Source organism: Natronomonas salsuginis (assembly GCF_005239135.1).
Taxonomy (GTDB): domain Archaea; phylum Halobacteriota; class Halobacteria; order Halobacteriales; family Haloarculaceae; genus Natronomonas; species Natronomonas salsuginis.
Genome location: NZ_QKNX01000002.1, coordinates 649210 through 675769, shown reverse-complemented (window position 1 = coordinate 675769; position 26560 = coordinate 649210). Strand labels below are relative to the sequence as shown.

The following is a 26560-nucleotide window of genomic DNA, read 5'->3' as shown; positions in this document are numbered from 1 at the left end:
TTGCGTCGAACGTACTTCGCCTCACCACCCGACACCAGCATTGACTCACCCTCACCGTAGGCCGTCACAGCGAGGATGTGGCGTTCGCCAATATCGACACCGATGGTCGTCTCACCCGATGTATCGGTGTCGTACTCGGCATTGAACGTACAGTACCAGTCGTCACCACGGCGGTACACTTGAAGTCGCGTCTTCTTCGCGTCACCCTCGACCAGTCGGTCTACGGGGTCGGCAATGTCTTCGTACACTTCGATAGGCGTGTACCACCATTGAGAGACGCATGGGAAGCCGACGACGACTGTGCCGTTCTCGGTCGTGTCGATCTCCCAGTTCTGGTTGTTGACGGCGAACGGTTGACTCTCTCGGTAGCGAACCTCTCCGTCCTTGTTGTGGTCGGATTTCGCCTCTCGGATGGCTTGGTTCTGAATAGCCGAGTAGAGGCCGTTGTCAATGCTGGCAGTGGTCACGGATTTGCCGAAGTCGCCGTTCTCCCATCCGTCGATACAGAACTGCTTGGTGTCGCGGTAGAGACGAGTGGTGTGTTGCCACTCTTTCCTCCGTGAGAGGGATGGGTTGTGGAACTTCGCGGTGACAGTCACCGTGGCCATTACGGGTGTAATTTAGTCTGTTATTTTAAGAAACTATTGGAGTATCAGGCCGTGCTATCGGCGGTAGTTCGTGAAAGGTGGTGTCGGATTCATCCCCGCGCTAAAGCACGGGGCTTTCTCCTTGAATCTCCGTAATCCGCTCAGATGGGATTGAGGGAACGAATTATCACACCCCCGGACGAGAAGGCGCACATGAACGACGATGCGATGGGACGGTTTCCGGTCCCCGACCGAAGCGAGATCCCCGACGACGTGCTGGAACGGATCGACGAAGAAACCGAAGGGGCGGGGTTCACGCCGAACGTCTTCTCGGCGTTCGCGTACAAACCGAGCCACTTTCGCGCCTTTTTCGACTACCACGACGCGCTGACGCAGGACACGCCGCTGGAGCGCGAGGAGATCGAGATGCTCATCGTCACGGTGTCGGGCATCAACGACTGTCTGTACTGCGTGGTCGCTCACGGCGCGCTGCTCCGGATCTTCTCCGGAGCCCCGAAGCTCGCGGATCAGCTGGCGACGAACCACCGGACTGCGGACCTGTCCGAACCCCACCGCGCCATGTTGGACTTCGCCGTCAAGCTCACCGAGTCGCCCGGCGAGGTCGGTGATGAGGACGTCGAGCGGCTCCGCGAGGCCGGCTTCTCCGACGAGGAGATCTGGGACATCGGCAGCGTCGTCGGCGTGTTCAACCTCTCGAACCGGATGGCGACGCTCGCGGACATGCGGCCGAACGATGTCTTCTACACGATGGGACGCGGCGAACGGGACTGACCGGCCACCCGCTCTTGCACGGTGTGGGCGGCCGCGCACCTTTATTAGCGATTGTGTGCTACATTATAGCATGAAGATCTACGTCGCTCATCCGGACGACATCGATGCAATCGCGGAGATCGCCCGTGCCTCGTGGGAAGCGGACTACCCGAACATTCTGAACCGCGAGAGCGTCGAGAGCGCCGTCAACGACTGGTACAGCCGCGAACAGCTCGAGGAGGAGCTCACGTATCCGTGGACGTACATGTACGTCGCGGCCGAAGGCGGGGAGGTTGTCGGATTCGCTCACGCCGTCCTCGCCGAGAACGAGGGGAACATCCTCCGGATATACGTCCACCCGGACGAGCGGCGACGGGGGATCGGACGGGCGCTGTTCGACCGAATCCGCCACGAACTGATCCGTCACGACATTGAGCGGCTCAATGCGATGGTCCTCTCGGACAACGCGCTGGGGAACGAGTTCTACGCCGACCTCGGAATGGAGCGCGACGAGCGCGCCGAGACGATAATCGGCGACGAGCGGTTCGAGGAGAACACTTACGTGCTGGAACTCACGTGAAAAGCCGAACGAGTTCCGGAACCAGATTCAGCCGAACCGCCGCGCCCATGACGCCGAACGCCAACACGGCGAGCAGACTGAACACGTAGTACACCGTCCAGGTCCGCGAAGGGTGGAACGCCTCGGGGAGGTTCTTCCTCACGATGTACCAGTTCGCCGGATGGAAAGCGATCTCCGTGACCGCCAAATAGTTGTGACAAAACAATACCGAGCGGCTATTTATATCGACTGTCTTCGCTCGGTTACGCGTCGCGAGTGATGGAGCGGATTCGAATTACTGATACATCCACCTTCTCCGAAACACGGAACCGGACCACGTCGTTATGTGTCTCACGGCCGATACCGAAGCGTATGGGAACCATTCGTCCCGAAGCGCTCGAGCGCCGACTCGAGCGGGGGGATCGACCGTTCGTTCTCGACATTCGCCCCTCGCCGGTGTATCGGGCGGGATCGATAGAGAAGAGCAGCAACGTTCCCGTGTACGACAGTCTCCGGCGGGGCGACGAATCGGCGCTCCGCGATCGGCTCGACGAACTGCCGAACGATGACGAGATCGTCGTCGTCTGCAAACAGGGCATCGTCGCGAGGCGCGCGACACGGGTGTTGAACGACGAGGGGTACACCGCGACCACGCTCGCCGGCGGGATGGGTGGTTGGAACGGATACAAGCGCGGGTCGATCGGATACAGGCTCCGGTCGTTACTGTGGCGGCTGACACCGTGATCAGACTGGTGGTTCCAGCCGCTCGGAGTCGTCTCGTTCCGTCCGACTGTCGATGAACCGCTTGATCACCCACTCTTCGGCGTGGTGGAGCGTCTCGCTGCAGGTCGATTTGGCGATGCCGAGCGCGTCGGCGAGGTCCTCCTGCGTACACCGGCGCGGCGTGTCGCAGTAGCCGCGGTCGGCTACCGTGCTGAGGATGTTCTACTGATTCTCGGTGAGCAGTTCCTCGGATTTGATACGTGATCGCCCACGGCCTCGTCGTCGTCGCGTGGGGGCCGTTCACGTTCATGGCGGTCGTTCCCCTGACGATTCGACTGCGACGCACGGCACAACACCCCGTCACACAACGGGTGGCCAGACAGGCCAGCAAGCTCAATTTCTCGGTGTTCCTCCGCATCGTCGTTGTCGGGACGCTCTCACCGGGCGTCATGCTGCTGGAGTTCTCGCCGTCGTTCGGCGACGACGGCGGCGCGGACGTGAGCGGCGAGTTGATCTGCGACACAGAGGGCGAGGTCGTGACGTGCTCGGTCGAGAACGCACAGGGGATCGATCACGTCACAGCCTCGGCGAACGGGGGAGACGATCGCGACCGCGGCGGAGCCACCCTTCGCGTTCGAAGTCGAGCGCGACCGACTGGAGGAGACGCGGACCGACAGGGGGTTCACCGTCGACTATCGAGACGCCGAGGGGCAGTCTATCCACCGTTGCTCGAACGGGTACCGGAACAGTAGCGTACGGCGGGTCGACGACCCCGAAACTCTTATTCTCCGGCATCGTCGATCGGCCATGAACCGTACCGAAGCTCTCGACATTCGATACGCCGAACACGAGCGCGTTCAACGGCTCATCGAGACGCTGCGGTATCACGTAGAGGAGATCTCGCTCGACTACGACCGCACCGCCGATCCGACTGCTCGCGCTCCGGGCATGTATCTCGCGGTCGTCGTCGGCCCCTCGATCGAGGCGTACGCGGATCCGATGGGCGACAATCGGTGGCCCGAATCGGGACGTGATCCGCTGACGGCCCCCGGCGAGTTCGCCGACGCGGCGACCGAGGTCGCGTACTCGCATGACGGTGCGGTCGTGATCTCTGTCGACGGGATCGTCTCCCGGCAGCTGGTTCGGTTCCGGACGGTCGACGGCCCGTCGGGGGACGTCTACGAGCCGTGGATGGGTGCCAGACATATGAGCGCGCTCGACATCTCGACGCGTACGGACGTGCTCGCCACGCTGACCCTGAGTCAGGAGTCCGGTCGGGTAACCGTGTTCGATGACGGCGCGTTCGAAAGCGACGAGTGGGACGAGCTCGGGAAACCGTGGCGGGCGGTGGACGGCTGAGTCGTCCGCCCGCAGACGCGATCTTAACGGTCTTTTCGAGGCGTGATAGCCAGGCTACACAGTTATATTCGATCTCGCATGAATTGGTAGCATGCCACAGAATTCGTTCGAGATCTCCGTACCGGGGGATATCGATCCGGGACAGACACTTTTGATCGGCCCCTCGAACCTCGGGATGGCAGGAGTAACGGCCGCGGACTATCTCGTCCGCCATCTGGACTCCGAGAAGATCGGCCACATCACGCCCGAGGAATTGCCCGCGATCACCCCCTTCGAGGACGGGGAGCCGCGACACCACACGCGACTGTACAATCTCACCGAGATCGATCTCACCGTGTTGGTCGGCGAACTGTTCGTGCCGGTCTGGGCCGCGAGACCCTTTACCAACGCGCTCATTGAGTGGATCTCGACGAATCGAATCGAGGAGATCGTCCTCTTTCACGGCGTCCCGTTCCCACACGGACCCGAAGAACACGCGGTGTTCTACGTGGCGTCGGAGGCGTATCGCGAGACGCGACTCACGGAGACCGGCCTCCACCCGCTCAGAGGTGGCTTCCTCGACGGCGTCGCGGGCGAACTGATCTCGAAGAGCATCGACGGCGAGATCCCACCGGTCGGCGTGTACGTGACGCCGACGCATCCGCCGGGACCGGACATCGACGCCGCGTTCCGGTTCTTTGACGCTATCGAGGCGATCTACGGCGTCGAGGTCGACCGGACCGAACTGGAACAGCAGTCCGAGGAGCTCAAGGAGTACTACGCGAACCTCGCCGAGCGGATGGAGCGCCTCGAAGAGGAGAGTGGACAGTCGCGGAGTCGGGAGTATCCGGAAGATCGGATGTATATGTGACCGCGCGTCGACGGACGACTGGACCCCGAGTGACCACATAAGCGACGACTCACGGGCAGACGTCAGGTTACTCGAGGTCGAATCGATCGAGCCTCATCACTTTGCTCCACGCATCGACGAAGTCGTCGACGAACTGCTCCTCGCCGTCCTCGGCGCCGTAGACCTCCGCGATCGCCCGGAGTCGGGAGTTCGAACCGAAGAGGAGATCGACGCGGCTCGCCGTGAACTCGACCTCGCCCGTCTCGCGGTCGCACAACTCGAAGACCACCTCGTCGTCCGAGGCTGCTTCCCACTCGTAGCGCATATCGAGGACGGTCTCGAAGAAGTCGTTGTTCAGCGTCTCCGGTTCGTCGGTGAAGACGCCGAGGTCCGTGTCCTGGTAGTTCGCGCCCAGCGCGCGCATACCGCCGACCAAGGCCGTCATCTCCGGCGCCGTCAGCGTCAGGAGGTCGGCTTTGTCCACCAGTAGCTCCTCGGCCGATCGATCCTGCGCGTCACTGTCGGTGTAGTAGTTGCGGAACCCGTCTGCGTCCGGTTCGAGCCACTCGAAGGACTCGACGTCCGTCTGCTCCTGTGAGGCGTCCGTGCGACCCGGTTCGAACGGGACGCTCACGTCGTAGCCGGCATCGTGCGCCGCCTGCTCGACGGCGGCACAGCCGCCCAGCACGATCAGGTCGGCGAGCGAGACACGGACGTCGTCCGAGCGAGAGTCGTTGAACGCCGCTTGAACGTCTTCGAGGGTCGAAAGCACCGTCGCCAGCTGCTCCGGCTCGTTGACGTCCCAGCTCCGCTGGGGTTCGAGTCGAAGCCGGGCGCCGTTCGCGCCGCCGCGCTTGTCGCTGTCGCGGTAGGTCGACGCCGACGCCCAGGCCGTCTTGACCAACTGGGAGACCGACAGCTCCGACGAGAGGATCTCCGATTTGAGTTCGGCGACCTCCTCGTCGCCGATCAGCTCGTGATCGACATCGGGGATGGGGTCTTGCCACAGGAACTCCTCTTCTGGGACCTCCGGACCGAGGAACCGCTCGGACGGGCCCATGTCCCGGTGGATCAGTTTGAACCACGCCTTCGCGAAGGCCTCTTCGAGTTCCTCGGGGTTTTCGTGGAATCGCTCCGCGATCTCGCGGTAGTCGGGATCCGCCTTGAGAGCGATGTCCGTCGTGAGCATCATCGGCGTCTGGCGTCCCTCGGGGTCGTGAGCGGCGGGAGCCGCATCCTGTGCCTCCTCGTCGACCGGCGTCCACTGATACGCTCCGGCCGGGCTCTCGTCGAGTTCCCACTCGTAGCTGAACAGGTTATCGAGATACTCGTGATCCCACGTGATCGGCGAGGAGGTCCATGGCCCCTCGAGCCCACTGGTAATCGTGTCGTCACCTTTGCCGGAGCCGAACTCGTTGTCCCAGCCCATCCCTTGCATCTCGACGGGGGCCTCTTCCGGGTCCGGTCCGAGGTTGTCATCGGGGGCGGCACCGTGGACTTTCCCGAACTCGTGTCCGCCGGCGATGAGCGCGACGGTTTCCTCGTCGTTCATCGCCATGCGCTCGAACGACTGTCGGATGTACTTCGCGGACTCCTCCGGGTTCGGGTCGCCTCCCGGGCCTTCGGGGTTCACGTAGATCAGACCCATGTGGTCGGCGGCGAGATCGCCTTCGAGGTTGCCCTCCTCGTCGTGGCGCTCGTCGCCCATCATCTCCTCTTCGGGCCCCCAGTCGACGCCCTCGTCGGAATCGAAGGCGTCCTCGCGTCCGCCGGCGAAGCCGTACGTTTCGAATCCCATCGATTCGAGGGCGACGTTTCCGGACAGGACCAGCAAGTCGGCCCACGAGAGCTTGCGGCCGTACTTTTGTTTGACCGGCCAGAGCACGCGGCGGGCCTTGTCGAGATTGACGTTGTCGGGCCAACTGTTCAGCGGGGCGAACCGCTGTCTCCCGCCAGCTGCGCCGCCGCGGCCATCCGCAGTACGATACGTGCCCGCGCTGTGCCAGGCCATCCGAATGATGAGCGGCCCGTAGTGGCCGTAATCAGCCGGCCACCAGTCTTGAGAGTCCTTCAACACCGCCTCGATGTCCCCCTTCACCTCGTCGAGGTCGAGCTCCTGGAACTCCTCGGCGTAGTTGAAGCCCTCGCCCATCGGACCGACGTCGCGGGCGTTCTGATCGAGAATTCTCAGGTTCAACTGGTTTGGCCACCAGTCTTGATTAGACTCAGCCATGTTCGGGAATTGTTTCCTTGGCGTATTAATGCTGTTCAATTCAAAGAGGAAATGTTCGCAGCAGCCGAAGAAATCTATCAATTCTATGAATTTATCTCTGCAGTGTGTGCACGTTCGGTATCGGAGACAGCGGTATCGCTATCCTCGGAGGCTACCAGAACGCCAGCGTCAACACTCGCTACACCACAGAAGCGTCGTCTCAGTGATCGGGAGCGATGCCCGTTGGCCGGTCAGAAGATCTCCGCACCGCGGCCGATCCGCGTCTGATAGGCGCGAGCATCGACGCCGACCGAATCGAATGCGTCGAGCATCGCGATGGCGATGGACCGTCGATCGCCCTCGTGACACGCAGCGATGATCGCGGGGCCGGCTCCAGAGATCGTCACGCCGGTCGCCCCGGTGTCGAACGCGGCGGTTCGAACCGACTCGTAGCCGGTGATCAACTCCGCGCGGGCCGGCGTGACGATCGAATCGTTCATCCCGCGACCGACGAGGTCGGGATCGTCGCGCGCCATGCCGACGGCGAGCGTCGCGGCGTTGCCGACGACCTCGACGACCTCCTTCATGCGCGCGCCGTCGGGGACGACCTGCCGCGCGTCCCGCGTCGAGACGACGATCTCTGGGAGACAGGTGACGAGAGGGATCGAGGCGTCGACCGCCGTGACCCCGTCAGCGCGCGCGACCGTGAATCCGCCCATGATCGAGGGGGCGACGTTGTCGGCGTGGGCGGCCCCGGAGACGACCGCCTCGCCCTCCGCGGCGATCGGGACGAGTTCCTCGCGCGTCAGGCCCCGATCGTAGAGTTCGTTCAAACCGACGGCGGCCGCCGCAGCGGAGGCCGCCGAGGAGCCCAGACCAGACGCCGGGCGAACGCCCTTGTCGATCTCGATGTGAGCGGGCGCGTCCAGCGCCTCGGCGACCGCGCCGACGGTGTTCTTCTCGGGGTCCTCGGGGATGTACTGGCTGCCGACGCCGGTGACGCTGATTGTCGTCCGGTCGGCCTTCTCGACGTGAACGACGTCCGCCGGTCGCCCCAGCGCCGCGCCGAAGACATCGAAGCCACTCCCCAGATTCGCGCTCGTCGCGGGGGCCCGCACCGTAACCATGTGACGACGTTCCGCTCGCCCCCGAATAAAACCCGACCTTTCGCGCCGCCGCGACCGATCGCGACTCGACGCCAAGAGTCACGTTTTTTACTCATGGTTGTGGTGATTGGTATATGACCGCAAACGCCGTCCGAGGGGGAGAGTCCGCTCCGACGACGTCGCCAACGGCGCTCCCGATCGATATTCCCTACCGAACCCGTCTGAGTTGGGGGCTCGGCACGCGCGTCGTCGAGGATCTCGATGCGGATCGACTGTGTCGATGGATGGGTGACGGTGGCTGGGCGCTCGCCGTCTTCCGCGCGACCCCCGAAACGATCGTCATCCGATTCCGAACGCCCGCCGGCCGCGAGCTATTTTACGGCGCGGAAGCCGCGGTCCGATCGGCGGTTCGGTCCCGACTCGACGCGACCGCCTCGTGGCGACGAATCGACTGATCAGTGAGCCGCCGTTGGCGGGCGTCGCGATGAAAAGAGCCAACAGTTACGGCGTCCATCTGACGGTATGATCGGCATCGTCGGCGGTGGACTCGCCGGACTGGCCGCCGCCTACCGGCTTCGGAACGCGGGGCGCGATGTTCGCGTCTTCGAGGCCGGGGCCGAACCCGGAGGGCTCGCGGCGACCTACGAGACCGCCGGCGATCGGATCGAGGCGTACTACCACCACCTCTCGAAGTCCGAGGAAACGATCGTCGAGTTGGCGGACGAACTCGGGATCGGTGACCGGATCGAGTGGCGAGTCGGCGAGAACGCCTACTACGTCGACGGCGTTGCCCACCCACTCGATACGCCCTGGGAGATCGCGGCGTATCCGTATCTTTCGGTCTACGACAAGTTTCGACTCGCGATGTTGACGCTCGGGATCGACGTTCGGGGCGGCCGTCCCCGCCGGGACACCTACGACGACATCGAGACGTTCGAGGACGTCCCGATCAAACAGTTCCTTCTCGAACACGCCACGCGCGGCGTCTACGAGTACTTCTTCGAGCCGCTGTTGGATGCCAAGTTCGGCGAGCGCAAGAAAGAGGTTTCGGCGGCGTGGCTGCTCGGACGGATCAAGTTCCGCGGCGAGCGCGACCTCCTCCGCGGCGAGATTCTCGGCTACGTCGACGGCGGGTTCGCCACGTTCACCGACGCGCTCGTCGACACCGTCGGCCAGGAGCACATCCAAACCGGGACCGCCGTGACGGACCTCTCGGGGCCGGACGGCGGACAACGCAGCGAGGGCGGAGCGGTGGGCGGCCCCGTCGAGTCGCTGACGGTCGAACCCGCCAACGGTCGATCCTCCGCCGTCGAAACGCACGACGTCGACGCCGTCGTCGTCGCGACGATGCCGGACGTGCTCGAATCGCTCACCGGCTACCGGTGCGAGATCGACTTTCAGGGGTCGATCTGCGCGCTTGTCACGATGGACGAACCGCTGTTGGACACCTACTGGCTAAACCTCGCCGACGAGGCCCCTTTCGGCGCGCTCATCGAGCACACGAACTTCGTGCCGCCGGAGCGCTACGGCGGCGAACACCTCCTGTACGTCGCGAGCTACGTGCAGGGGCCCGACGATGCCCTCTGGGCGCGAGACGACGACGAGATCGAGACGATGTGGCTCGACGGCATCGAATCGCTGTTTCCCGAGTTCGACCGCGGGGCAGTTACCGACGTGCGCATCGCCCGCAACGCGAAGACGGCTCCCGTCTACGAGCGCGGCTACCTCGACATGGTCGTCCCCTACGACCTCGCCGACGCGGGACACCCGGGAGTCTACTACGCCGGGATGGCCTCGCGCGCCCAGTACCCAGAACGGAGCCTCAACGGCGCGGTCGAGGCGGGGTATGCGGCGGCGGCCCGGATCCTAGATCGGTGACTGATCGCCGGTGACCGGTCAGATCCGGTCGTACTCCTTGCGGAACGTCTCGAGCGTCGCCGCGAGCACACCGATCACCACCGGGCCGGCGAAGAGTCCGGTGAAGCCGATCGCGTACACTCCGCCGACGACGCCGACGAGGATCACGGCGGGGTTGAGGCGGGCCTGTTGATCGATGACGATTGGGCGGGCGTAGTTGTCGAACAGGCTAACGACGAAGATGCCGTAGAGCGCCAACAGGACGCCGGCGGTCGTCTCGCCGACCACGAACAGATAGCCGGCGGCCGGCCCCCACACGAGGAACGCGCCGATGAGCGGCAACAGCGAGAGGACGGCCATCACGAAGGTCCAGAAGACGACGTTCGGGATGCCGACCACCCACAGTCCGACGCCAGCGATGAGAGCCTGCACCAGCGCCACCGAGATGTGTCCGATGACGACGCCCCACGTCATCGCGTCGATCTTCGAGAGCAGATCGTCGGTAACATGCGGCGGCAACGGCACCGTGTCGGTGGCCCATGCGATAAATTCGGGGCCGTCCTGCAGGAGGTAGTAGACGAGAAACAGCATGAGCGCGGTCCCGATCGCGGCCTGCAGCGCGAACGTGACGACCCCGGTGTACCCGTCGAACAGCACCTGAATGAGTTGATTGCCCGCCAACGAGAGGAGTTCGGTGAGTTCGAGATCGAACTCGCCGTCGATGAACTCCGAGAGCGCCACCTCGATGGCGTCGGTATCGAGCGCCGTCTCCCCCGCTGCGATCGCCCGAAGATCGGCGAGGAACACGGACACGATGTACGCGAGCGGAACGATAACCGCGACGACGGTGCCAACGATGAGTATGATCGCGGAGGCGACACCGCCCACGCGTCGTTCGAGACGGATGTGAATCGGATAGAGGACGTACGCGAAGATCAGCGACGCGACGACGTACTCGAGAAACGGAGCGACGATGAGAAGCGTCAGTACGGAGACGAGACCGATTACGAGGAGGAGGAAGGCTTGACCGCGATTCATACCGCACAGTCGATGGCCCGATGCAAAAGCGTACGGGCGGCCGACGGGACGCGGGATCGAGGCGTCGACTCGCTCCCTCGGGGACGTTAGCTCGTGCCCTTCGAGGACTCATCGTCGCCGACACCGGGTGCCTGTCTCGGATCGACGTTCATCGGTTCGTCGGTGTCGCCACCTGCGACGGTCTCGCCTTCGGCCGTCTCGACGTATACGTCGTCGTCGAATCCGGCGATCGCGTTCTCGTACTCGGGCGTGTCGAGCTTGTCGAGCGTCTCGGGAGCCGGATCGATCCCGGCGGCGGGCGCGAACTCGCCCAGCGGATCGTCGATCGTGATCCCGTGTCGGTCGAAGAACGTCTCGTACCGGCGGTAGTGCGCCTCCAGTTCGTCCCCAGGGATCTCCATCATCTCCGTCCACCCGTGGTTGAAGAAGTCGAAGTTCGCCTGCACGTGGGTGATCTCCCGGGCTTCGGCCTCCGTGTGGCCGGCGTCGAGGGCGGCGACATAGCTGTCCATCGTCGCGTCGAAGAACGAATCGAGGTGACCGCGGCGCTCCTCGCGACGATGTTCGTCGGCTTTCCCGAGGAAGATGCGCGTGTGCATCTTCACCAGCGCATACCGGGTGACGCCGCTGAGCCCCGGCGTGGTGAGCGCCTTCTTCGACGCCCAATGACGCGGGTTCTGGTGGATCTTCATGCTCGGCCGTAGGGGTTCCGTCGTCTTGAAGCTCCTGTAAGCGGAACCGTCCGATTCGTTTTGTGGTGGGATCCGGATAGCTGGATAAAATCGCCCGATCGAATCCCTCCCGCTCGAACGCCGGAAACCAAACGGGTCGACGGGCATTTTTGTGCCATAGTAGAAGATAATAATAGAATTTACCAAACGTTCGACCACCGTTTTCGAAGGATGGGACGACTTTGCACGATGGAGTGAGCGCCATATGACAATCCACATTAACCAGGCCTTCGTACCCCGGTGCATGTGTGCGTCACAGGTCATAATCGGTGACGGCATCGCCGGAGCCTCGGCCGCGGAGACGATTCGGGAGGTCGATCCGGACGCCGAAGTCACCGTGCTCACCGAGGAGGGGGAGGCCCTGTACAACCGCATTCTGATCAAGGAGTTCGCCAAGGGGAAACTCCCCGAGGCGCCGGTCTCGATCCACGACCCCGACTGGTACGACGAGCGGGAGATCGATCTGCGACTCGACACCGTCGTGACCGGTGTCGACACCGGCGCTCACGAGGTGTACACGCACGAGGGAGAGACGTTTGAGTACGACAAACTCCTCGTCGCGACCGGCGGGACGCCGACGCAGCTCCCGGTCGACGACAGCGACGCCGACGGCATCCACCACTTCTGGACGTTTCAGGACGCCAGAGCGATCAAGGAGAGCGCCGAGGCGGCCGACACGGGCGTCGTCGTCGGCGCGGGACTTTTGGGCATCGATCTCGCCGCGATCTGCGGCGCACAGGGCGTCGACGCGCACTACCTGATGCGCGGCGAGTCCTGGTGGCGCTACGCGCTCTCGAAGGAGGGCGCCGAGATCATCCACGAGGCCATGGAGGAGATCGGCGTGACCCCGGTGTTTGATTCGGGCGTCGATCACTTCGAAACGGACGAGGAGGGGCACGTGACCGCCGCCGTCGATCCCAACGGCGAACGCTTCGAGGCCGATTTCGCGGGCGTCGCCATTGGACTCAACTTCAACACCGAGTTCCTGCGCGGCAGCGGCATCGAGACGGACAACGGCATCGTCACCGACGAGTACATGCGGACGAACGTCGACGACGTCTACGCCGCGGGCGACATCACGCAGTTCCACGACGTGATCCTCGGCGAGCGCGCACAGAACGGCGCGTGGGGATCGGCCAAAGAGCAGGGCTCGATCGCCGGACAGAACATGACCGCGGACGAGCCCGACGCGGAGTTCAACTGGGTGTCGTCGTACTCGATCACGCACTTCGACTTCCCGTTCCTCTCGTTCGGCCACCCGACGCTCGGCGACGACTCCGTCGAGAAGAAGTACGAGGACGAGACCTGGCGCCGCGTCGCGCTCAAGGACGGTCGCGTCATCGGCGGCGTCCTCATCGGTGATCTCTCCGCGCAGTCCGTCCTGAAGAAGCTCGCCCGAAAGCAGATCGACGTGTCCGACCGGAAGGACCTCCTCCTCGAGCAGGGCGTCGATCTCGACGCGTTCGAGGATCCGGCAACGGTCAACTGACGGCGGCCGTCAACTCCGCGGCGCGATCGACCTCGGTCGATCCAAAGTGTTTTCTCTCGGCACCTCCCCCGTTTATCCATGGATGGCGGCGGCTCCTCAGACATGACGCTCGCGTTCGAGTTGGAAGCGCTCAAAAAGCTCGCGAACCCCGAACCGGTGTTTTCGGACGCCCGTTCGTGGAGCGAGTACGTCGGTGTGATCTCCGAGAAGCCGACCTACGTGGTGACGAATTTTACCCGAAAAAACCGGATCAGACAGGACTTCTTCTCCGGACCGCGCGGACGCGAGGAGAGCCTCGAGAACGTCAAAAGCCAGTTCCAGACGGAGCGACACGTCTTCGTCGGACTCACAGACGAGGACGAAGCGCTCGCCGAATCCGTCGACTGGGAGTTTCTCCCGCTCGAAACGGCGGCGGATGCGGCCGGCTGGGAGCTGGCCGAGGACGACGACGAAGAAGAGCCGGAGATAGAGCGCCGCGACGACTGGCCCTGAGACGGGTTTCTCGCCTCGTCCCGTCCGTTTCGATTCGACTATCCTTAAGAGGCCGGCGAACGCGGACAGGAGTATGGGTATCGACATTGGTCAAGCGCTCCGCGAAGGAGCGTCCCGCACGGCGGCGAAAGACGGCCTCGTATTGGCCGTCGCCTTCGCCGGTATCGCCCTCCTGACGACGGTGTTGCTGCAGTCGCTCACGGTCACCCTCTTCGACTCGATGCTCTCGTTTCTCCAGGGCATGTCCCCACAGGAGATGGGAATCGATCCGGCCGAGTACGAGCAGATGATCTCCGAGTTCGAGATGGCGCTGGAGAACGTCAGATCGACGTCGCCGTTTGCGCTCGGGCTCTCGGCCGGGGCCGCGTTCGCGGGTATCCTCGTCTTGGCGCTCGTCGCGGAGGCCGCCTCGATCGTCGCAGTTCGCGTGTTCGCGACCGAGAGCGCCGAGTCGGCGTCGCGCGCGCTCGTCACCGAGAACATCCTGTTGGCGACGCTGAACGGGTTCGTCGGCGGCATCGTCGTTTGGGGGCTCATCATCGTCGGCTCGCTGTTCTTCTTGCTTCCGGGAATCGTCCTCGCCGTGCTCTTTTACTTCCTCAGACAGGAGATCGCGCTCAAAGACAAGAACTTCGTCCAGGCGATGGCCGATTCGTGGCGGCTCACCAAGGGGAACCGGATCGAGGTGTTCATAATCGGCGTGGTGCTCGTGATCGTCTCGCGACTCGAAGAGGTCAGCTCGGCCGCTGTCGGCACCGTCTCGACGCCAGCCGGAACGATCGTCGCGGCGATCGTCGGCGGTCTGTTGACCGCCTTCGGCGCGGCGGTCGTGACCCGCGCGTACGCCCAGATCGACGACTCGGCCGAGCCGTCGGAGCCCGAGCCGGAGGACGAGCCCGACCCGTACGACGCAGCGCTCGGGCCCGACGACCTGCCGCGGTAGGCGAACGCTGTTTTTAACCGATTCCAGTGCCCAGACGCAGTCATGCCAACGCCGCGCGTCCCTGGTACCGATGACGACGACGTGCTCGAACTCCCCTGTGGCGAGACGGTTCGCGCGGTCGACATCGACATGGGGCTCAGGGAACTCGACTGTGCGTGCGGCGACCGTCATGCGGTCGTCGTCGACGCGCATCCTGTCTCGCGGTTCGTCCCCGAGTCGATCGTCGAGGTGTTCGCCGAGACCATCGAGACCGCCGACGAGTTCCCCGAGTTCGGCACGCCGCACGTCATGGGAATGGTCCTCGAGGAGTTCCCCGAGGAGGTGTCGATCGCCGACGTCTCCGACGACGGTCGGGTGGGATACGCGCTCGTGTGGGTCACCGAGTTCGCTTCGCGGCGGCTCCACGAGATCGTCGTCGAACTGCTCGTCGAGTTGATGGAACACGCCGCGAGCCACGGGGACGAGGCGACCGCCACGGAGTTCGAGCGCCAGATGACGGAGTTCGACATCGGCGCGTTCGTCGACCAGTATCGCCGCGAGCGGGAGTTCGAATCGGAGTTCGACGCGCCGGTCTGATCCGACGGGACGGGGCGACCCTGTCGGACGATCGATCCGGCCGTTCTCCGTCGATTTTCGGCCACGCCACGTATGACATTTGTCTGACGGGTGCTTATGGTATGAGAGGTCATGTGTAAGAACATGCGCATACGCTGCGGCGAGTTCGAGCGCATTCGTTCGGTGCTCTCGGAGGCCGACCCCGACGAGCCGCTGACCGCGAGGGAGATTCTCGACCTGCTCGAGGCGCACGGTGAGGAGTTCGACAGCGCACACCGGATCGCGACGGTGCTCGGCCGCGAGGCCGAACTCGGCGACGTCGAGGTCATCAGAGATCAGCCGTACCGATATCAACTCGGCGACGACCGACGCTGACCGGGCGCACGGACGAAATCCGGTAGAACGCGACGGGCACCCTCGGGTTTACCGGTCGGGGACGCAAAGCCCGTACAATGCGACTCCACTGGCATCGGCGAGACCTCCGACTCGCCGACAACCGCGGCCTGGCGGACGCGCCGGAGCGGCCGATCGGGCTCTTCGTGTTCGATGACGACGTTCTAACGCACGCTGGTACACCGCGCGTCGCGTTCATGCTCGACGCGCTGGAAGCACTTCGGGAAGCGTACCGAGCGCGCGGGTCCGAACTGCTCGTCCGCCGCGGCGATCCGGCCGCGGTCGTCCCCGAGACGGCCGTCGGGTACGACGCCGAGATCGTCTCGTGGAACCGCGATTACTCCGGGTTGGCACGCGAGCGCGACGACCGTGTCCGTGAGGCGCTCGACACTACCGACACCACGCCGCAGCAGTTTCACGACGCCATCTGTCACGAACCCGGCTCGATCACGACCAACGCGGGCGATCCCTACTCGGTGTACACCTACTTCTGGAAGAAGTGGCGCGATCGGGAGAAGGACGACCCGCGATCGGTCCCAACGCTCGCCGAAACCGCCCGAGAGGACGAACCGGTGCCATCGCTTTCGGCGCTGGGGTTCGACGAACCGGACGCCGACGTTCCGGCGGCGGGACCCGACGCGGCGAGGAGGCTCCTCGATTCGTTTCTCGAATCGGAGGTCTGCCGGTACGAGGAAGCGCGGGATTACCCCGCACAAGAGTGTACGTCCCGACTCTCGCCACATCTGAAGTTCGGGACGATCGGGATCCGCGAGGTCGACGCGCGGGTCAGAGAGCTGCTCGACGAGACGGCGGGCGAGCGGCGCGAATCGGTCGAGTCGTTCCGTTCACAGCTCGCGTGGCGAGAGTTCTACGCTCACGTGCTGTACTTCAACCCCGAAGTCGTCGCGGCGAACTACAAGACGTATCCGAACCCGATCGAGTGGGAGAACGACGAGACGCTCTTGGGGGCGTGGAAACGCGGCGAGACGGGATATCCGATCGTCGACGCCGGGATGCGACAGCTCCGCGAGGAGGCGTTCATGCACAACCGCGTTCGGATGATCGTCGCCTCCTTCCTGACCAAAGACCTGTTGATCGACTGGCGGCGCGGCTACGCGCACTTTCGCGAGTTTCTCGTCGATCACGACACCGCTAACGACAATGGCGGCTGGCAGTGGGCTGCCTCGACTGGGACCGACGCACAGCCGTACTTTCGGATCTTCAACCCGATGACGCAGGGTGAGCGCTACGATCCCGACGCCGAGTATATAAAGACATACGTGCCCGAACTCGGCGACACCGACCCGGCCGTGATTCACACGTGGCACGAGCGGACGCCGATAGAGCGAGCTAACGCCGCGCCGGACTACCCGGAACCGATCGTCGAGCACAGCGAGCGCCGCGAGCGGGCGCTCGAGATGTTCGAACGGGCGCGCGACGGCGATGGCGAGTGAGGGCGGAGGTCACCGCGTCGTACCACGGTAGATCGTCTCGTGTTACCACGCCTTCATGAAGATTTAACAGGCTCGCGAGAGAGTAGTAGTATAGGAGGACGATATAAATGCCCGAACATTCCAATCCCGAACTGCCGCCGCTCCCGTACGACTACGACGCCCTCGAGCCGTCTATCTCCGAGCAGGTCGTGACATGGCACCACGACACCCACCATCAGGGCTACGTCAACGGTCTGCAGTCCGCCGAGGAGACGCTCGCGGAGAACCGCGAGGCCGGCGACTTCGGCAGCTCTGGATCCGCTATCCGAAGCGTCACCCACAACGGCAGCGGACACTATCTCCACACGCTGTTTTGGGAGAACATGGACGCCAACGGCGGTGGCGAGCCGTCCGGCGATCTCGCCGACCGAATCGAGGAGGACTTCGGCTCCTACGAGGGCTGGAAGGGCGAATTCGAAGCCGCCGGAGGTGCCGCAAGTGGCTGGGCGTTGCTCGTCTACGACCCGGTCGCCGACCAACTGCGCAACCTCGTCGTCGACAAGCACGACCAGGGCGCGCTGTGGGGAAGTCACCCGATCCTCGCACTCGACGTGTGGGAGCACTCCTACTACTACGACTACGGTCCGGACCGCGGCAGTTTCATCGACGCGTTCTTCGACGTCGTCGATTGGGACAACGTCGCCGAGCAGTACGAGAACGCGATCCAGCAGTAGACCGTCGTCACACCAGCAATTTCTTTCGATGCGCCGACGAAAAGCGGTAGCTCGGCTACTCGCCGTCGGCCCGTGCCGCGAGTTCTTCGAGCGCCTTGGTGGCGGTCTCGATCGCTCGTTCCTTCTTGGCGGGATAGGCTTCGACCTTCCCGCGGATCATGAGCCCGTCTCCGAGTTCGACCGTGCCTTTGTACGCGACCTGCTTGTCGAGGCCGATGTAGAACGCGCAGTTGTCGTCGATCCGGTCCTCGAGTTCGTCGAGCAGTCGGTCGAAATCGCCGAGTTCGGTCAGCGTCGCGAGCACGTGTCTGACATCGTCGGCGCGTTCGAGCCGCACGGACAACACGAGGATCCGGTCGCCGGAGTGGCCTTCCGTGACCTCGCGATCGATCTCGGTGTCCTCGGGCAAAAAGGTTCGAAGCGCCGCCTCGACCCGCTTTTCGTCCTCCGTCGAATAGCAGAACGTTCGGAGATCGACGTAGTGGAACGGGACGGCGCTCATGGTCTCACTCGTCGTTGTCGTCGTCGGTCGCCTCGTCCTCGCCAGCCTCCAGCGACTCCTCCGCGATTCCGGCTTCCTGTCCCTCCTCGAAGGAAACGATGTAGGTGTTGTCGCCGAACATCGTCTCCGAGACCTGCGTGACCTCGCCGGTTTCGCCGTCGTAGTCGCTGTGCTTGTCGTGGAACACCACGCGGTCGCCCTTCTCGAATGCCATACAACGGCTTTTCACCGGTACCGAAAAAGCCCGTCGTTTCCTCGTCGCCTCGCCGAACGGTTTTTCAAAGCCGGGACCGAACAGACGCGTATGCTCGACTCCTCCGTCCGCCACTCGGACCGTCCACCGACCGCCCAGAGCCGATCTCGAGAGGGCAGATGACCTCCGTCGACGGGCTGTGGTTTCTGGCCGACGAGGCCGCACAGCGCGCCGAACAGGCGTACCACCGAACCACCGACAGTTACGGAGAAACGTACCTCGAGCGAACCTACGAGAAGTACGTCTCCCGCGATCGGTTTCGGACGCTCGCGAACCGCATCCGCCACAGCGGAACTCCCTACGGTGCGCACACCCTCGTCCACCGCGAGAATGGCGAGTTGCTCTTGGTTCGTCACGAGGGCGTCGATCTGTGGGTGCTACCTGGCGGCGGCGTCGACGGCTCGGAGTCGCTGCGCGAGACGGCCAAGCGCGAACTCGAAGAGGAGGCCGGAATCGAAGCGGCCTACCGCGGGCTGGCGATGTTGAACCGCGTCGAGATCAGCTGTCAGGGCTGCACCACCTGGGGCGTCCTCCCGATCTTTCGGGCGGTCGCGGAGACGACGACGACCGTTGTCGCCGATCCCGACGAGGAGATTAGCGCCGCACGATGGTTCGATCCCGGACAGCTACCCGAGGATACCCGTGATCGAGAGGATCTCATCGCCGCCGCCCGCGCTGTGGCCTGACCGACCGACGAGGGCACACCGTTCAGCCCTTACCACTCGACGCCGTCGCGCTCGTCGGCGCCCTGTCTCCGGAGGGCCGCCCGGGCGTTCGAGGCGTCGTAGCCGAACAGCACCGACTCGCCGTACTCGGCGGCGACCTCCATCGCGTGGATAAGGTTGTCGATGTCGACGTTGACCGCGTAGAGCTCGACGCTGAACGGCGTGTCGAGGCGACTTTCGAACCCCTTCGCGATCGTCTCCAGCCAGTAGGTCGTCCCGTAGTGGGTGTCGTAGAGAGGAACGACGAACTCGTCGACGTGGGGTTCGAGCGCGTCGAGGTCGATCCCCGCGCGTTCGTAGAGGTGACCGTCGTACGGATCCGGGTACAACGTCATGTAGGTCCGTCCCGGAATCCGCTCGACCGCTTCCTCGACGAAGTCGGTGATGACCGCGGCCCGCCATTCGTATCGGTCCTCGATCGTCGTCTCCGCGGGCGGTGGCCCCTCACCGGCATCGTGGCGATTGCGAACCCACGCTTCGAAGCGTTCGTTACAGCGATCGCAGTAGCAGTACTCCGCGCGTGGAAAGCCGATGTCGTCGAGCCGAACGTCCGGATTCACGTCCACACAGTCGGCGACGATCTCCAGTAAGCCATCTCGATACCCGTCGTGCGTCGGACAGATGTAGGCCCAATCGAAGTAGGTCCGATCGCGAGTGGCGTGTTGGCCGTCGGGGTTTATCGGGACGAGGTCCGGCCGCTCCTCGGCGGCCGCATTGTCGCCGAAACACGAGATCATGCTCACCGCCTCGGGGATCGGCTCAGCCGACCGCCCGGAGACGTCTTTGACCTCGTAGAACGACCGATCGAAGTCGGGCCAACGGGCTTCCTCAGCGTTTCGCGTGACGACGCCGTGCATACGCTCGGAAGGGACGCGCGGCTGGTAAGTCGTTCGGAAGCGTGTCCGGAGGATGGTTCGGGTAGCGCTGGAGCACTACCGTTTCTTTACGTACAGCAGGGCAACTGCTGCGACGAGAATGATCGCGAGTGCTTTCTTCGACATACAATCTATACAAAGCCGGCCGCCGCTATAGGCTTTCCCCCGCCCAACCAGACGCGACACCTCCCACTACGCCGCGCTAATGTGCGAGGCGATCGAGTCGCGGATAATCGTCTCGCAGTACGTACAGCGAACCCCTTCATCGAGGACATCGAAGCGGGACTCGATCGGTTCATCCGCCGTCGAGATGCAGTTGGCGTTGGGACACGACAGCACGCCGACGACGGTTTCGGGGCGCGTCACGCGGTGTTTCTCGACGACCTCGAAATCGCGAACGATGTTGATCGTCGCGGCCGGCGCGATGAGCGACAGCACGTCGACCTCGTTTTGGCTCAGCTCGCGCCCCTCGACCTTCACGATGTCCTTGCGGCCGAGTCGGTCCGAGGGGACGTTCATCCCGATGCTCACCTCCTCGCCGGAGCTCCCGTCGATCCCGATGATCGCGAGGACGTTGAGCGCCTGACCGCCCGTGATGTGGTCGATGACTGTTCCGTCTTCGATCTTGGAAACGCGGAGTTCGGTGTCGATCATAGGATCTCGTGCAAAAGCGCCATTCGAACGGGGACGCCGTTGTGTGCCTGTTCGAAGTACGTTGCGTAGTCGGTGCCGTCGACATCCGGTGCGATCTCGTCGACCCGCGGAAGCGGGTGCATGACCGTCAGATCATCGCTCGCCGCCTCGAGAAGTTCGGCGTCGATCCGGTACTCGCCGGCGACCTGGCGGTACTCGTTCTCGTCGGGGAAGCGCTCGCGCTGGATTCGAGTCACGTACAGCACGTCGAGCGTTCCGAGGACGGCGTCGAGCTCCGTGTGTTCGCGGACCTTCGCGCCCGCCTCGTGGAGGTCGTAGCGCACACCTCGCGGCAGACGGAGGCTCTCGGGGCTGATGAAGTGCTGGCTGGCGTCGAAGTTCGTCAGCGCGTGGGCGAGCGAGTGGACGGTGCGTCCGTATTTCAGATCACCCATGATGCCGATCGTCAGATCGTCGAGGCCGGCGTTCTGCCGGATCGTGTACAGATCCAACAGCGTCTGCGAGGGGTGCTGTCCGGCGCCGTCGCCCGCGTTGACGACCGGGATATCGACGAACTCGCTCGCCAGTTTGGCCGAGCCCTCCGAGGGATGTCTGAGCACGATCGCGTCGGCGTATCCCTCGATGACGCGGACGGTGTCGGCGAGGCTCTCGCCTTTTTTCACCGAGGAGGACTCGACGCTCCCCATATCGATCGTTCGGCCGCCGAGTCGCTTCATCGCGGTGTCGAACGACATCTTGGTTCGGGTGCTCGGCTCGAAAAAGAGCAACCCCAACAGCGTGTCGGCGTGCGTTCCGGCGACGGCACCGGGATCGGCGTCGATCTCGGCGGCACGGTCCAACACGGCCTCGATGTCGCCACGTGACAGCTGTTTCGCACTTATCAGGTGGTCGTGGCGCATTAGTTGATTGGGGATTCGGACGGTCTTGAATCCCCCGACCGGTCATTCGTTTGGGCGTCGATGACGTGGACTCCGGGGCCGCGTGCGAACCGACGATCGGACGAATCGGCGCCCGATTTGCCGCAAAGTTTAATCTGGATCCCGCGGCAGAGACCGCACAATGAGCGAACGGCTCCGGACAGGGATCGCCGCGCTCGATAGACAGCTCGAAGGCGGGATCCCGTCCGGAAGCATCGTCGCCCTGACCGCCGCGCCGGCCAGTCAGGCCGAACTGTTCCTCTACGAACTGACGGCGGCGCGCGGCACGCTGTATCTAACGCTGGACAGAACGAGCGATGCGGTCGCGAACAGCCTCAAAAACGCCCCGACGAGGACCGGCGACGCGACCGTTCGGGACGTGACTGGCGACGCTCCGCTCGACAACGCGTCGAAGCTCGTCGTGGCCCTCCCCGAGTCGTCGAACCTCGTCATCGATCCGGTGGACGTGCTCGAACGGCACGAACCGGCCCGCTATCGGAACTTCCTCAACGAACTCCAAAATCACATCTACAACACCGGCGGTCTCGCCGTGCTCCACTGTCTCGACGGCCGGGACGTGCCGTCGCTTCGCGATACGACCGAGCATATGGCCGACGTCATCTTCCAGTTGGAGACGACAGTCAAGGGTGACCGCGTCGAGAACCGCCTTGCGGTCCCCAAGTTCCGCGGTGGCCGGGCGCTCTCGGACGTCATCAAACTCGATCTCGCCGCGGCGATCGACATCGACACCAGCCGCGACATCGCGTGACACCGCCCGGCGGTTTATGTACGATGACGCGGGCAGACCACCCATGATCTGACCGATCGCCGACGGCCCGACGAGGCGGGTGCCTAGCGCGAGGGCCGTCGGAGCGGATCGTGACCACCGGACATCAACGTACGCTCGATCGAACTGTCGTCGTGCGAACGGAGGTGGTCCACGGTGGGACTCTAGCGCTGGCTGTTCGCCATGCTTGAAGTGCTCCGGTGTCGAGATTTATCCATGGATCTGTTCGGGACCGCCGGCATTCGGGGAGACGTACGGACGAAGGTATCGCCGTCGCTCGCGGTGGCCGTCGGACGGGCGGCCGCCGAGGACGGCCCCGAGTTCGTCATTGGCCGCGACGGTCGCGAAAGCGGCGACGCGATCGCCGCCGCCGTTCAGTCGGGGCTCGAAAGCGGCGGCGCAGACGTGGTCCGAATCGGACAGGTGCCGACACCGGCGCTCGCGTACGCGAGTCGGGGACGCCGCGGGATCATGATCACGGCCAGTCACAACCCGCCGTCAGACAACGGGTTGAAGCTATTCGTCGACGGAACTGAGTACGATCGAAGCGCCGAGCGACGCGTCGAAACGCGAATCGAGTCGGAGCCGAGCCCCGTCGAGTGGGACCGGTGGGGCAGTTCGACTGCGCTCGACGTGCTCGACGACTACCGATCCGACGTCGTCGAGTACGCCCGCGAAGTCGCCGGGGACTGCGACGGCACTCGAGTCGCCATCGACTGCGGGAACGGCGTCGCGAGCCCCGCAGCGCCGAGCGCGCTGTCGGAACTCGGCGCGCACGTCGTCACGCTCAACGCCAACGTCGACGGTCACTTCCCCGGAAGGGAGTCGAAGCCGACGCCCGAAAGTCTCGAAGATCTCCGCGCGTTCGTCGCCGACGGCGCGTTCGATCTCGGGATCGGCCACGACGGCGACGGGGATCGCATCGTCGTCGTCGATTCGGCGGGCGACGTCGTCCACGAGGACACCGTCCTCGCTATCGTGGCCGAACACTACACCCGTGAGAGCGACGTGTCCGATCCGGTGGTGGTGACCACGCCGAACGCCTCCGGACGGATCGACGAACGCGTCGCGGCCGCGGGCGGCCGAACCAAACGCGTTCGGCTCGGAGCGCTCCACGAGGGGATCGCGGCCGCCGAGAGCGACGGCGGTACCGTCGTCTTCGCGGCCGAACCGTGGAAACACGTCCATCCGGCGTTCGGATCGTGGATCGACGCCATCGTCAGTGCGGCCGTCGTGACCGGCTTGGTCGCCTCACATGGACTTTCGAATCTTCGAGCGCCGGTACAGGAACGTCCGTATCGGAAGGTGAGCCTCGACTGTCCGGACGACAGCAAAGAGCGAGCGATGTCGAGACTGGAGTCGCTGCTTCCGGAGGCGTTCCCCGACGCCGAGGTGAACACCGAGTACGGGGTTCGGCTCACCCTTCCGGACGCCTCGTGGACGCTCGTCCGCCCGAGTGGCACCGAGCCGTACGTCCGTATCTACGCCGAAAGCGACGACGTGGACGCGCTCGTCGAAGCGGTCTCCGCGCAGGTCGAGCGCGCGGTCGAGGACGCGTCGTAGCGTGAGATAGCTATTTGCGGCCGGCTCGTGATCGATCGGTATGGAGGCTACTGCGCTCCTCGCGGTCGCACGCGAGGCGGTCGACACGTCGTACGCGCCGTACTCGACGTACCACGTCGGGGCGGCGATCGAGACGAGCGACGGGACGGTGTTCACCGGCTGTAACGTCGAGAACGCCAATTACTCGAACAGCATCCACGCCGAGGAGTTGGCGCTGTCGAAGGCAGTCGAGGCCGGCCACCGCGAGTTTGAGCAGGTCGCAGTCAGTTCGGATCGCCGGGATGGCGTGACGCCGTGCGGGATGTGCCGACAGTCGCTGTCGGAGTTTTGCGACGACGGGCTCCGAATCGTCTGCGAGGGCGACGCCGATACGACGACGTACACGCTCGGCGAATTGCTCCCGAACACGATCACGAGCGAGCATCTCGAATGAGCCGGGAAAGCGAGGATCCAAGCGACGAGGAACAGTATCACATCGAACTTCGTGAGGGGGACATCGCGGGACCGGTGTTGTTGCCCGGAGATCCTGAGCGAACCGAGATCATCGCCGAGCTGTGGGACAACGCTGAGGAACTCGCGAGCCACCGGGAATACAGGACGCTCACCGGAACGTACGGGGGCGAACCGGTCGCGGTCACCTCGACCGGTATCGGTTCCCCGTCGGCCGCGATTGCCGTCGAGGAACTCGCGCGGATCGGCGCGGACACGTTCGTTCGGGTCGGCTCGTGTGGCGCGATTCAACCGGAGATCGAGATCGGTGACCTCGTCATCACAACGGGTGCGGTCCGACAGGAGGGGACGAGCGACGAGTACGTTGGGGAGGAGTATCCCGCGAGCGCCCACGGGGAGGTCGTGACCGCGCTCGTGACCGCCGCCGAACGACTCGGCCACGAGTATCACCTCGGCGTCACCTGCTCGACGGATTCTTTTTATGCGGGGCAGTCTCGACCGGGATTCGGCGGCTTTCGAGCCGCGGGTGCGGAAGCGCGCCTCGAAGCGCTCCGCGAGGCCGGCGTTCTCAACTTCGAGATGGAGGCGAGCGCGATCCTGACGCTCGCGAGCCTATACGGGCTCCGCGCCGGGGCCGTCTGTACCGTCTACGCGAACCGCGTCACGGGTGAGTTCCGGACGGAGGGGCAGCGAAAGGCGGCGGAAACGGCGTCGTTGGCGGCAGCGCTGCTGACGGAGATGGACCGCATAAAGAGAGCGGCGGGCGTGGATCGGTGGCACGCCGGATTGTCGCTCGACGCCCGGTAAGCGGCTCGGGACCCGTTACATGTTCGGGAACGCCTTCGCGGCGTCCCCGAAGCCGGTGACCTTGTTGATCCATCGTGCTGCGACGGTCTTTTTCAGGACCTTCGCGGCCGGACCGCCGAAGGTGTCTATCGGAAGCCCCTTGATGTCGTGAGCGACGGCCTTGCTGCCGACCGAGATGAGCGTCCCTTTGTCGTCAAACTCCCATTCCTTGAGCGGCTGTCCGCGGATCGCGCGAGCGATGTTCTCGCCGACGACCTCCGCTGCCTGCCAGGCCGCTTGCGCCGTCGGCGGTGCGGGCTGGTCGCCGGGTTGGTCGATGAGCGCGGCGTCGCCGATCGCGAACACGCGCTCGTCGGAAGTCTGGAAGTTCGAGGCGGCTTCGATCCGGTTGCTCCGCTCGTCCTTGTCGACGTTGACGGTCTCGGCGGCGTCTTGGCCCGTGATGCCGCCGGTCCACAGCAGCACATCGTAGTCGAGTTGCTTCTCTTCGCCGATGTAGACGGTCTCGGCGTCGACCTCGCCGATGAACTCGCCTGTGTGGATCTCGACATCCTTCTGCTTGAGGAGCTTCCGGAGCTTCGCCTGGACGACGGGGTCGTTGTTCGGGAAGACGCTGTCGAGCCCCTCGACGAGGTGGATCTCGAGCGGCGCGCGGTGTTTGTCGCGGAACTCGGCGATCTCGCCGGCGGACTGGATCCCCGAAAGGCCGGCGCCGCCGACGATGACCTGTGCGGGGTCGCTTCGGGACGCTTCCCGTGCCGCGTCCGTGATCTCGTCGTGAATCTCTAGGGCGTCGGCGAGACTCTTGAGCACCAGCGAATGCTCTTCGAGCCCATCGATGCCGAAGAAGGCGGTCTTCGAACCGAAGCCGACGAGCAGGTAATCGTACTCAACGGTCGAGTCGTCGGCGAGCGTGAGAACCCGATCGTCGGTATCGATCCCATCGACTCGGCCGTGGATGAATCGCGTGGAGGGCGCTTTGAGCTCCGACGTGTCGAAGGTGATCTTCGATTGGATGTCGGGGTCGCGGATGCAGCGGTGGGATTCGTGGAGAACGAGGTGGTGATCGACGTCCGAGATCCAGGTGAGATCCGCTTCGCCATCGAGCCCCGATTCGAGTTTCTTGATTGCGCCGGTGCCGGCATAACCGGACCCGAGCACGACGACATCGTCTGTCATAACTAAACGTTCACTCCCCTCCGATACAAAGGTGTTG

At 64.2% G+C, this 26560-nt stretch carries 31 protein-coding genes and 2 pseudogenes; 20 read left to right on the top strand and 13 right to left on the bottom strand.

The annotated features are described in order from the left end of the window. Positions 1 to 608, bottom strand: a pseudogene (locus tag DM868_RS08290) (RNA-guided endonuclease TnpB family protein); the annotation flags it as partial. A 192-nt stretch (positions 609 to 800) separates the two neighbouring features. Between DM868_RS08290 and DM868_RS08285 the strand changes: the two are divergent. After that, positions 801 to 1379 carry a peroxidase-related enzyme gene (locus DM868_RS08285; RefSeq protein WP_137276386.1) on the top strand — a complete coding sequence of 193 codons (579 nt, stop codon included), beginning with the start codon at positions 801 to 803 and terminating at the stop codon, positions 1377 to 1379. A 70-nt stretch (positions 1380 to 1449) separates the two neighbouring features. Then, positions 1450 to 1938: a GNAT family N-acetyltransferase gene (locus DM868_RS08280; RefSeq protein WP_137276385.1), complete on the top strand. Its 489-nt coding sequence runs from the start codon at positions 1450 to 1452 to the stop codon at positions 1936 to 1938. On the opposite strand, the pseudogene DM868_RS08275 reads toward DM868_RS08280, so the two are convergent. Then, a pseudogene (locus DM868_RS08275) lies at positions 1931 to 2125 on the bottom strand (Nramp family divalent metal transporter); the annotation flags it as partial. The gene DM868_RS08280 and the pseudogene DM868_RS08275 sit on opposite strands and share 8 nt — an antisense overlap. Positions 2126 to 2289: 164 nt before the next feature. Between DM868_RS08275 and DM868_RS08270 the strand changes: the two are divergent. After that, on the top strand, positions 2290 to 2661 hold the full coding sequence (locus DM868_RS08270) for a rhodanese-like domain-containing protein (protein WP_137276384.1): 372 nt from the start codon (positions 2290 to 2292) through the stop codon (positions 2659 to 2661). On the opposite strand, the gene DM868_RS15770 is transcribed toward DM868_RS08270, so the two are convergent. Further along, the gene (locus DM868_RS15770; RefSeq protein WP_222845514.1) at positions 2662 to 2859 is read right to left on the bottom strand and encodes a helix-turn-helix domain-containing protein; all 198 of its coding nucleotides are present in this window, start codon (positions 2857 to 2859) and stop codon (positions 2662 to 2664) included. A gap of 41 nt (positions 2860 to 2900) precedes the next feature. Between DM868_RS15770 and DM868_RS08260 the strand changes: the two genes are divergently transcribed. The 3 genes from DM868_RS08260 (at position 2901) to DM868_RS08250 (ending at position 4849) form a co-directional block, all read left to right on the top strand. Further along, positions 2901 to 3392: a hypothetical protein gene (locus DM868_RS08260; RefSeq protein ID WP_137276383.1), complete on the top strand. Its 492-nt coding sequence runs from the start codon at positions 2901 to 2903 to the stop codon at positions 3390 to 3392. A gap of 55 nt (positions 3393 to 3447) precedes the next feature. Beyond that, on the top strand, positions 3448 to 3999 hold the full coding sequence (locus DM868_RS08255) for a DNA integrity scanning protein DisA nucleotide-binding domain protein (RefSeq protein WP_137276382.1): 552 nt from the start codon (positions 3448 to 3450) through the stop codon (positions 3997 to 3999). Positions 4000 to 4090: 91 nt separating this feature from the next. Next, positions 4091 to 4849, top strand: coding sequence for a proteasome assembly chaperone family protein (locus DM868_RS08250; protein ID WP_137276381.1), 759 nt, complete (start codon positions 4091 to 4093; stop codon positions 4847 to 4849). 67 nt (positions 4850 to 4916) lie between these two features. Here the strand turns inward: DM868_RS08250 and katG are convergent, their stop codons facing one another. Together katG and DM868_RS08240 are read right to left on the bottom strand one after the other, a co-directional pair. Beyond that, positions 4917 to 7061 carry a catalase/peroxidase HPI gene (gene katG / locus DM868_RS08245; RefSeq protein WP_137276380.1) on the bottom strand — a complete coding sequence of 715 codons (2145 nt, stop codon included), beginning with the start codon at positions 7059 to 7061 and terminating at the stop codon, positions 4917 to 4919. A gap of 230 nt (positions 7062 to 7291) precedes the next feature. Beyond that, positions 7292 to 8167 (bottom strand): homoserine kinase, encoded by an 876-nt coding sequence (locus DM868_RS08240; protein ID WP_137276379.1) that lies wholly within the window; start codon positions 8165 to 8167, stop codon positions 7292 to 7294. Between the two features lie 113 nt (positions 8168 to 8280). Here DM868_RS08240 and DM868_RS08235 point away from each other — a divergent pair, with 113 nt between their 5' ends. Both DM868_RS08235 and DM868_RS08230 read left to right on the top strand, forming a co-directional pair. Next, complete coding sequence (locus DM868_RS08235) at positions 8281 to 8601, top strand: hypothetical protein (RefSeq protein WP_137276378.1); 321 nt, start codon at positions 8281 to 8283, stop codon at positions 8599 to 8601. Between the two features lie 67 nt (positions 8602 to 8668). After that, positions 8669 to 10024, top strand: a complete 1356-nt coding sequence (locus DM868_RS08230) for an NAD(P)/FAD-dependent oxidoreductase (protein ID WP_137276377.1) — start codon at positions 8669 to 8671, stop codon at positions 10022 to 10024. A gap of 18 nt (positions 10025 to 10042) precedes the next feature. On the opposite strand, the gene DM868_RS08225 is transcribed toward DM868_RS08230, so the two are convergent. Together DM868_RS08225 and DM868_RS08220 are read right to left on the bottom strand one after the other, a co-directional pair. After that, a complete protein-coding gene (locus DM868_RS08225; protein ID WP_137276376.1) occupies positions 10043 to 11041 on the bottom strand; it encodes an AI-2E family transporter in 999 nt (332 codons plus the stop codon). Positions 11042 to 11127: 86 nt separating this feature from the next. Continuing rightward, a complete protein-coding gene (locus DM868_RS08220) occupies positions 11128 to 11733 on the bottom strand; it encodes a DUF6149 family protein (RefSeq protein ID WP_137276375.1) in 606 nt (201 codons plus the stop codon). Between the two features lie 283 nt (positions 11734 to 12016). Here DM868_RS08220 and DM868_RS08215 point away from each other — a divergent pair, with 283 nt between their 5' ends. The 7 genes from DM868_RS08215 to sod all read left to right on the top strand — a co-directional run bounded on the left by DM868_RS08215 (position 12017) and on the right by sod (position 17811). Continuing rightward, the gene (locus DM868_RS08215) at positions 12017 to 13261 is read left to right on the top strand and encodes an NAD(P)/FAD-dependent oxidoreductase (RefSeq protein ID WP_137276374.1); all 1245 of its coding nucleotides are present in this window, start codon (positions 12017 to 12019) and stop codon (positions 13259 to 13261) included. Positions 13262 to 13339: 78 nt separating this feature from the next. Beyond that, positions 13340 to 13753, top strand: coding sequence for a DUF7124 domain-containing protein (locus tag DM868_RS08210; RefSeq protein WP_137276373.1), 414 nt, complete (start codon positions 13340 to 13342; stop codon positions 13751 to 13753). 73 nt (positions 13754 to 13826) lie between these two features. Next, positions 13827 to 14696: a hypothetical protein gene (locus DM868_RS08205; protein WP_137276372.1), complete on the top strand. Its 870-nt coding sequence runs from the start codon at positions 13827 to 13829 to the stop codon at positions 14694 to 14696. A 42-nt stretch (positions 14697 to 14738) separates the two neighbouring features. Then, the gene (locus DM868_RS08200; protein ID WP_137276371.1) at positions 14739 to 15272 is read left to right on the top strand and encodes a DUF5815 family protein; all 534 of its coding nucleotides are present in this window, start codon (positions 14739 to 14741) and stop codon (positions 15270 to 15272) included. Positions 15273 to 15395: 123 nt separating this feature from the next. After that, complete coding sequence (locus tag DM868_RS08195; protein WP_137276370.1) at positions 15396 to 15626, top strand: hypothetical protein; 231 nt, start codon at positions 15396 to 15398, stop codon at positions 15624 to 15626. A gap of 77 nt (positions 15627 to 15703) precedes the next feature. After that, a complete protein-coding gene (locus tag DM868_RS08190) occupies positions 15704 to 17098 on the top strand; it encodes a cryptochrome/photolyase family protein (RefSeq protein WP_137276369.1) in 1395 nt (464 codons plus the stop codon). A gap of 107 nt (positions 17099 to 17205) precedes the next feature. Beyond that, complete coding sequence (sod, locus tag DM868_RS08185; RefSeq protein WP_137276368.1) at positions 17206 to 17811, top strand: superoxide dismutase; 606 nt, start codon at positions 17206 to 17208, stop codon at positions 17809 to 17811. Positions 17812 to 17866: 55 nt separating this feature from the next. Here the strand turns inward: sod and DM868_RS08180 are convergent, their stop codons facing one another. Together DM868_RS08180 and DM868_RS08175 are read right to left on the bottom strand one after the other, a co-directional pair. After that, complete coding sequence (locus DM868_RS08180; protein WP_137276367.1) at positions 17867 to 18313, bottom strand: RNA-binding protein; 447 nt, start codon at positions 18311 to 18313, stop codon at positions 17867 to 17869. Between the two features lie 4 nt (positions 18314 to 18317). Further along, the gene (locus tag DM868_RS08175; RefSeq protein WP_137276366.1) at positions 18318 to 18527 is read right to left on the bottom strand and encodes a DUF1918 domain-containing protein; all 210 of its coding nucleotides are present in this window, start codon (positions 18525 to 18527) and stop codon (positions 18318 to 18320) included. 158 nt (positions 18528 to 18685) lie between these two features. Here DM868_RS08175 and DM868_RS08170 point away from each other — a divergent pair, with 158 nt between their 5' ends. Further along, complete coding sequence (locus DM868_RS08170; protein ID WP_137276365.1) at positions 18686 to 19252, top strand: NUDIX hydrolase; 567 nt, start codon at positions 18686 to 18688, stop codon at positions 19250 to 19252. A 29-nt stretch (positions 19253 to 19281) separates the two neighbouring features. Here the strand turns inward: DM868_RS08170 and DM868_RS08165 are convergent, their stop codons facing one another. The 3 genes from DM868_RS08165 to pyrB form a co-directional block, all read right to left on the bottom strand. Then, positions 19282 to 20148, bottom strand: a complete 867-nt coding sequence (locus tag DM868_RS08165) for a hypothetical protein (RefSeq protein ID WP_137276364.1) — start codon at positions 20146 to 20148, stop codon at positions 19282 to 19284. A gap of 210 nt (positions 20149 to 20358) precedes the next feature. Then, a complete protein-coding gene (gene pyrI, locus DM868_RS08160) occupies positions 20359 to 20820 on the bottom strand; it encodes an aspartate carbamoyltransferase regulatory subunit (RefSeq protein WP_137276363.1) in 462 nt (153 codons plus the stop codon). Next, the gene (gene pyrB / locus DM868_RS08155; RefSeq protein ID WP_137276362.1) at positions 20817 to 21719 is read right to left on the bottom strand and encodes an aspartate carbamoyltransferase; all 903 of its coding nucleotides are present in this window, start codon (positions 21717 to 21719) and stop codon (positions 20817 to 20819) included. Before pyrB ends, pyrI begins: the two co-directional genes overlap by 4 nt. A gap of 160 nt (positions 21720 to 21879) precedes the next feature. On the opposite strand from pyrB, the gene DM868_RS08150 reads away from it, so the two are divergent. The 4 genes from DM868_RS08150 (at position 21880) to udp (ending at position 25344) form a co-directional block, all read left to right on the top strand. Then, a complete protein-coding gene (locus DM868_RS08150; protein ID WP_137276361.1) occupies positions 21880 to 22506 on the top strand; it encodes an RAD55 family ATPase in 627 nt (208 codons plus the stop codon). Between the two features lie 234 nt (positions 22507 to 22740). Further along, on the top strand, positions 22741 to 24087 hold the full coding sequence (locus tag DM868_RS08145) for a phosphopentomutase/phosphoglucosamine mutase (protein WP_137276360.1): 1347 nt from the start codon (positions 22741 to 22743) through the stop codon (positions 24085 to 24087). A 40-nt stretch (positions 24088 to 24127) separates the two neighbouring features. Then, the gene (gene cdd, locus DM868_RS08140; protein ID WP_137276359.1) at positions 24128 to 24520 is read left to right on the top strand and encodes a cytidine deaminase; all 393 of its coding nucleotides are present in this window, start codon (positions 24128 to 24130) and stop codon (positions 24518 to 24520) included. After that, on the top strand, positions 24517 to 25344 hold the full coding sequence (gene udp, locus DM868_RS08135) for a uridine phosphorylase (RefSeq protein ID WP_137276358.1): 828 nt from the start codon (positions 24517 to 24519) through the stop codon (positions 25342 to 25344). The genes cdd and udp overlap by 4 nt, the downstream gene beginning before the upstream one ends. A 15-nt stretch (positions 25345 to 25359) precedes the next feature. On the opposite strand, the gene DM868_RS08130 is transcribed toward udp, so the two are convergent. Continuing rightward, positions 25360 to 26523, bottom strand: a complete 1164-nt coding sequence (locus DM868_RS08130) for an NAD(P)/FAD-dependent oxidoreductase (protein ID WP_137276357.1) — start codon at positions 26521 to 26523, stop codon at positions 25360 to 25362. Positions 26524 to 26560 lie beyond the last annotated feature (37 nt).

Excerpts from the sequence above, each read along its gene's own strand:
- DM868_RS08285 (WP_137276386.1), top strand. The coding sequence starts at position 801 with ATGAACGACGATGCGATGGGACGGTTTCCGGTCCCCGACCGAAGCGAG.
- DM868_RS08280 (WP_137276385.1), top strand. The coding sequence starts at position 1,450 with ATGAAGATCTACGTCGCTCATCCGGACGACATCGATGCAATCGCGGAG.
- DM868_RS08270 (WP_137276384.1), top strand. The coding sequence starts at position 2,290 with ATGGGAACCATTCGTCCCGAAGCGCTCGAGCGCCGACTCGAGCGGGGG.
- DM868_RS08255 (WP_137276382.1), top strand. The coding sequence starts at position 3,448 with ATGAACCGTACCGAAGCTCTCGACATTCGATACGCCGAACACGAGCGC.
- DM868_RS08250 (WP_137276381.1), top strand. The coding sequence starts at position 4,091 with ATGCCACAGAATTCGTTCGAGATCTCCGTACCGGGGGATATCGATCCG.
- katG (WP_137276380.1), bottom strand. The coding sequence starts at position 7,061 with ATGGCTGAGTCTAATCAAGACTGGTGGCCAAACCAGTTGAACCTGAGA.
- DM868_RS08240 (WP_137276379.1), bottom strand. The coding sequence starts at position 8,167 with ATGGTTACGGTGCGGGCCCCCGCGACGAGCGCGAATCTGGGGAGTGGC.
- DM868_RS08235 (WP_137276378.1), top strand. The coding sequence starts at position 8,281 with ATGACCGCAAACGCCGTCCGAGGGGGAGAGTCCGCTCCGACGACGTCG.
- DM868_RS08230 (WP_137276377.1), top strand. The coding sequence starts at position 8,669 with ATGATCGGCATCGTCGGCGGTGGACTCGCCGGACTGGCCGCCGCCTAC.
- DM868_RS08225 (WP_137276376.1), bottom strand. The coding sequence starts at position 11,041 with ATGAATCGCGGTCAAGCCTTCCTCCTCCTCGTAATCGGTCTCGTCTCC.
- DM868_RS08220 (WP_137276375.1), bottom strand. The coding sequence starts at position 11,733 with ATGAAGATCCACCAGAACCCGCGTCATTGGGCGTCGAAGAAGGCGCTC.
- DM868_RS08215 (WP_137276374.1), top strand. The coding sequence starts at position 12,017 with ATGTGTGCGTCACAGGTCATAATCGGTGACGGCATCGCCGGAGCCTCG.
- DM868_RS08210 (WP_137276373.1), top strand. The coding sequence starts at position 13,340 with ATGGATGGCGGCGGCTCCTCAGACATGACGCTCGCGTTCGAGTTGGAA.
- DM868_RS08205 (WP_137276372.1), top strand. The coding sequence starts at position 13,827 with ATGGGTATCGACATTGGTCAAGCGCTCCGCGAAGGAGCGTCCCGCACG.
- DM868_RS08200 (WP_137276371.1), top strand. The coding sequence starts at position 14,739 with ATGCCAACGCCGCGCGTCCCTGGTACCGATGACGACGACGTGCTCGAA.
- DM868_RS08195 (WP_137276370.1), top strand. The coding sequence starts at position 15,396 with ATGCGCATACGCTGCGGCGAGTTCGAGCGCATTCGTTCGGTGCTCTCG.
- DM868_RS08190 (WP_137276369.1), top strand. The coding sequence starts at position 15,704 with ATGCGACTCCACTGGCATCGGCGAGACCTCCGACTCGCCGACAACCGC.
- sod (WP_137276368.1), top strand. The coding sequence starts at position 17,206 with ATGCCCGAACATTCCAATCCCGAACTGCCGCCGCTCCCGTACGACTAC.
- DM868_RS08180 (WP_137276367.1), bottom strand. The coding sequence starts at position 18,313 with ATGAGCGCCGTCCCGTTCCACTACGTCGATCTCCGAACGTTCTGCTAT.
- DM868_RS08175 (WP_137276366.1), bottom strand. The coding sequence starts at position 18,527 with ATGGCATTCGAGAAGGGCGACCGCGTGGTGTTCCACGACAAGCACAGC.
- DM868_RS08170 (WP_137276365.1), top strand. The coding sequence starts at position 18,686 with ATGACCTCCGTCGACGGGCTGTGGTTTCTGGCCGACGAGGCCGCACAG.
- DM868_RS08165 (WP_137276364.1), bottom strand. The coding sequence starts at position 20,148 with ATGCACGGCGTCGTCACGCGAAACGCTGAGGAAGCCCGTTGGCCCGAC.
- pyrI (WP_137276363.1), bottom strand. The coding sequence starts at position 20,820 with ATGATCGACACCGAACTCCGCGTTTCCAAGATCGAAGACGGAACAGTC.
- pyrB (WP_137276362.1), bottom strand. The coding sequence starts at position 21,719 with ATGCGCCACGACCACCTGATAAGTGCGAAACAGCTGTCACGTGGCGAC.
- DM868_RS08150 (WP_137276361.1), top strand. The coding sequence starts at position 21,880 with ATGAGCGAACGGCTCCGGACAGGGATCGCCGCGCTCGATAGACAGCTC.
- DM868_RS08145 (WP_137276360.1), top strand. The coding sequence starts at position 22,741 with ATGGATCTGTTCGGGACCGCCGGCATTCGGGGAGACGTACGGACGAAG.
- cdd (WP_137276359.1), top strand. The coding sequence starts at position 24,128 with ATGGAGGCTACTGCGCTCCTCGCGGTCGCACGCGAGGCGGTCGACACG.
- udp (WP_137276358.1), top strand. The coding sequence starts at position 24,517 with ATGAGCCGGGAAAGCGAGGATCCAAGCGACGAGGAACAGTATCACATC.
- DM868_RS08130 (WP_137276357.1), bottom strand. The coding sequence starts at position 26,523 with ATGACAGACGATGTCGTCGTGCTCGGGTCCGGTTATGCCGGCACCGGC.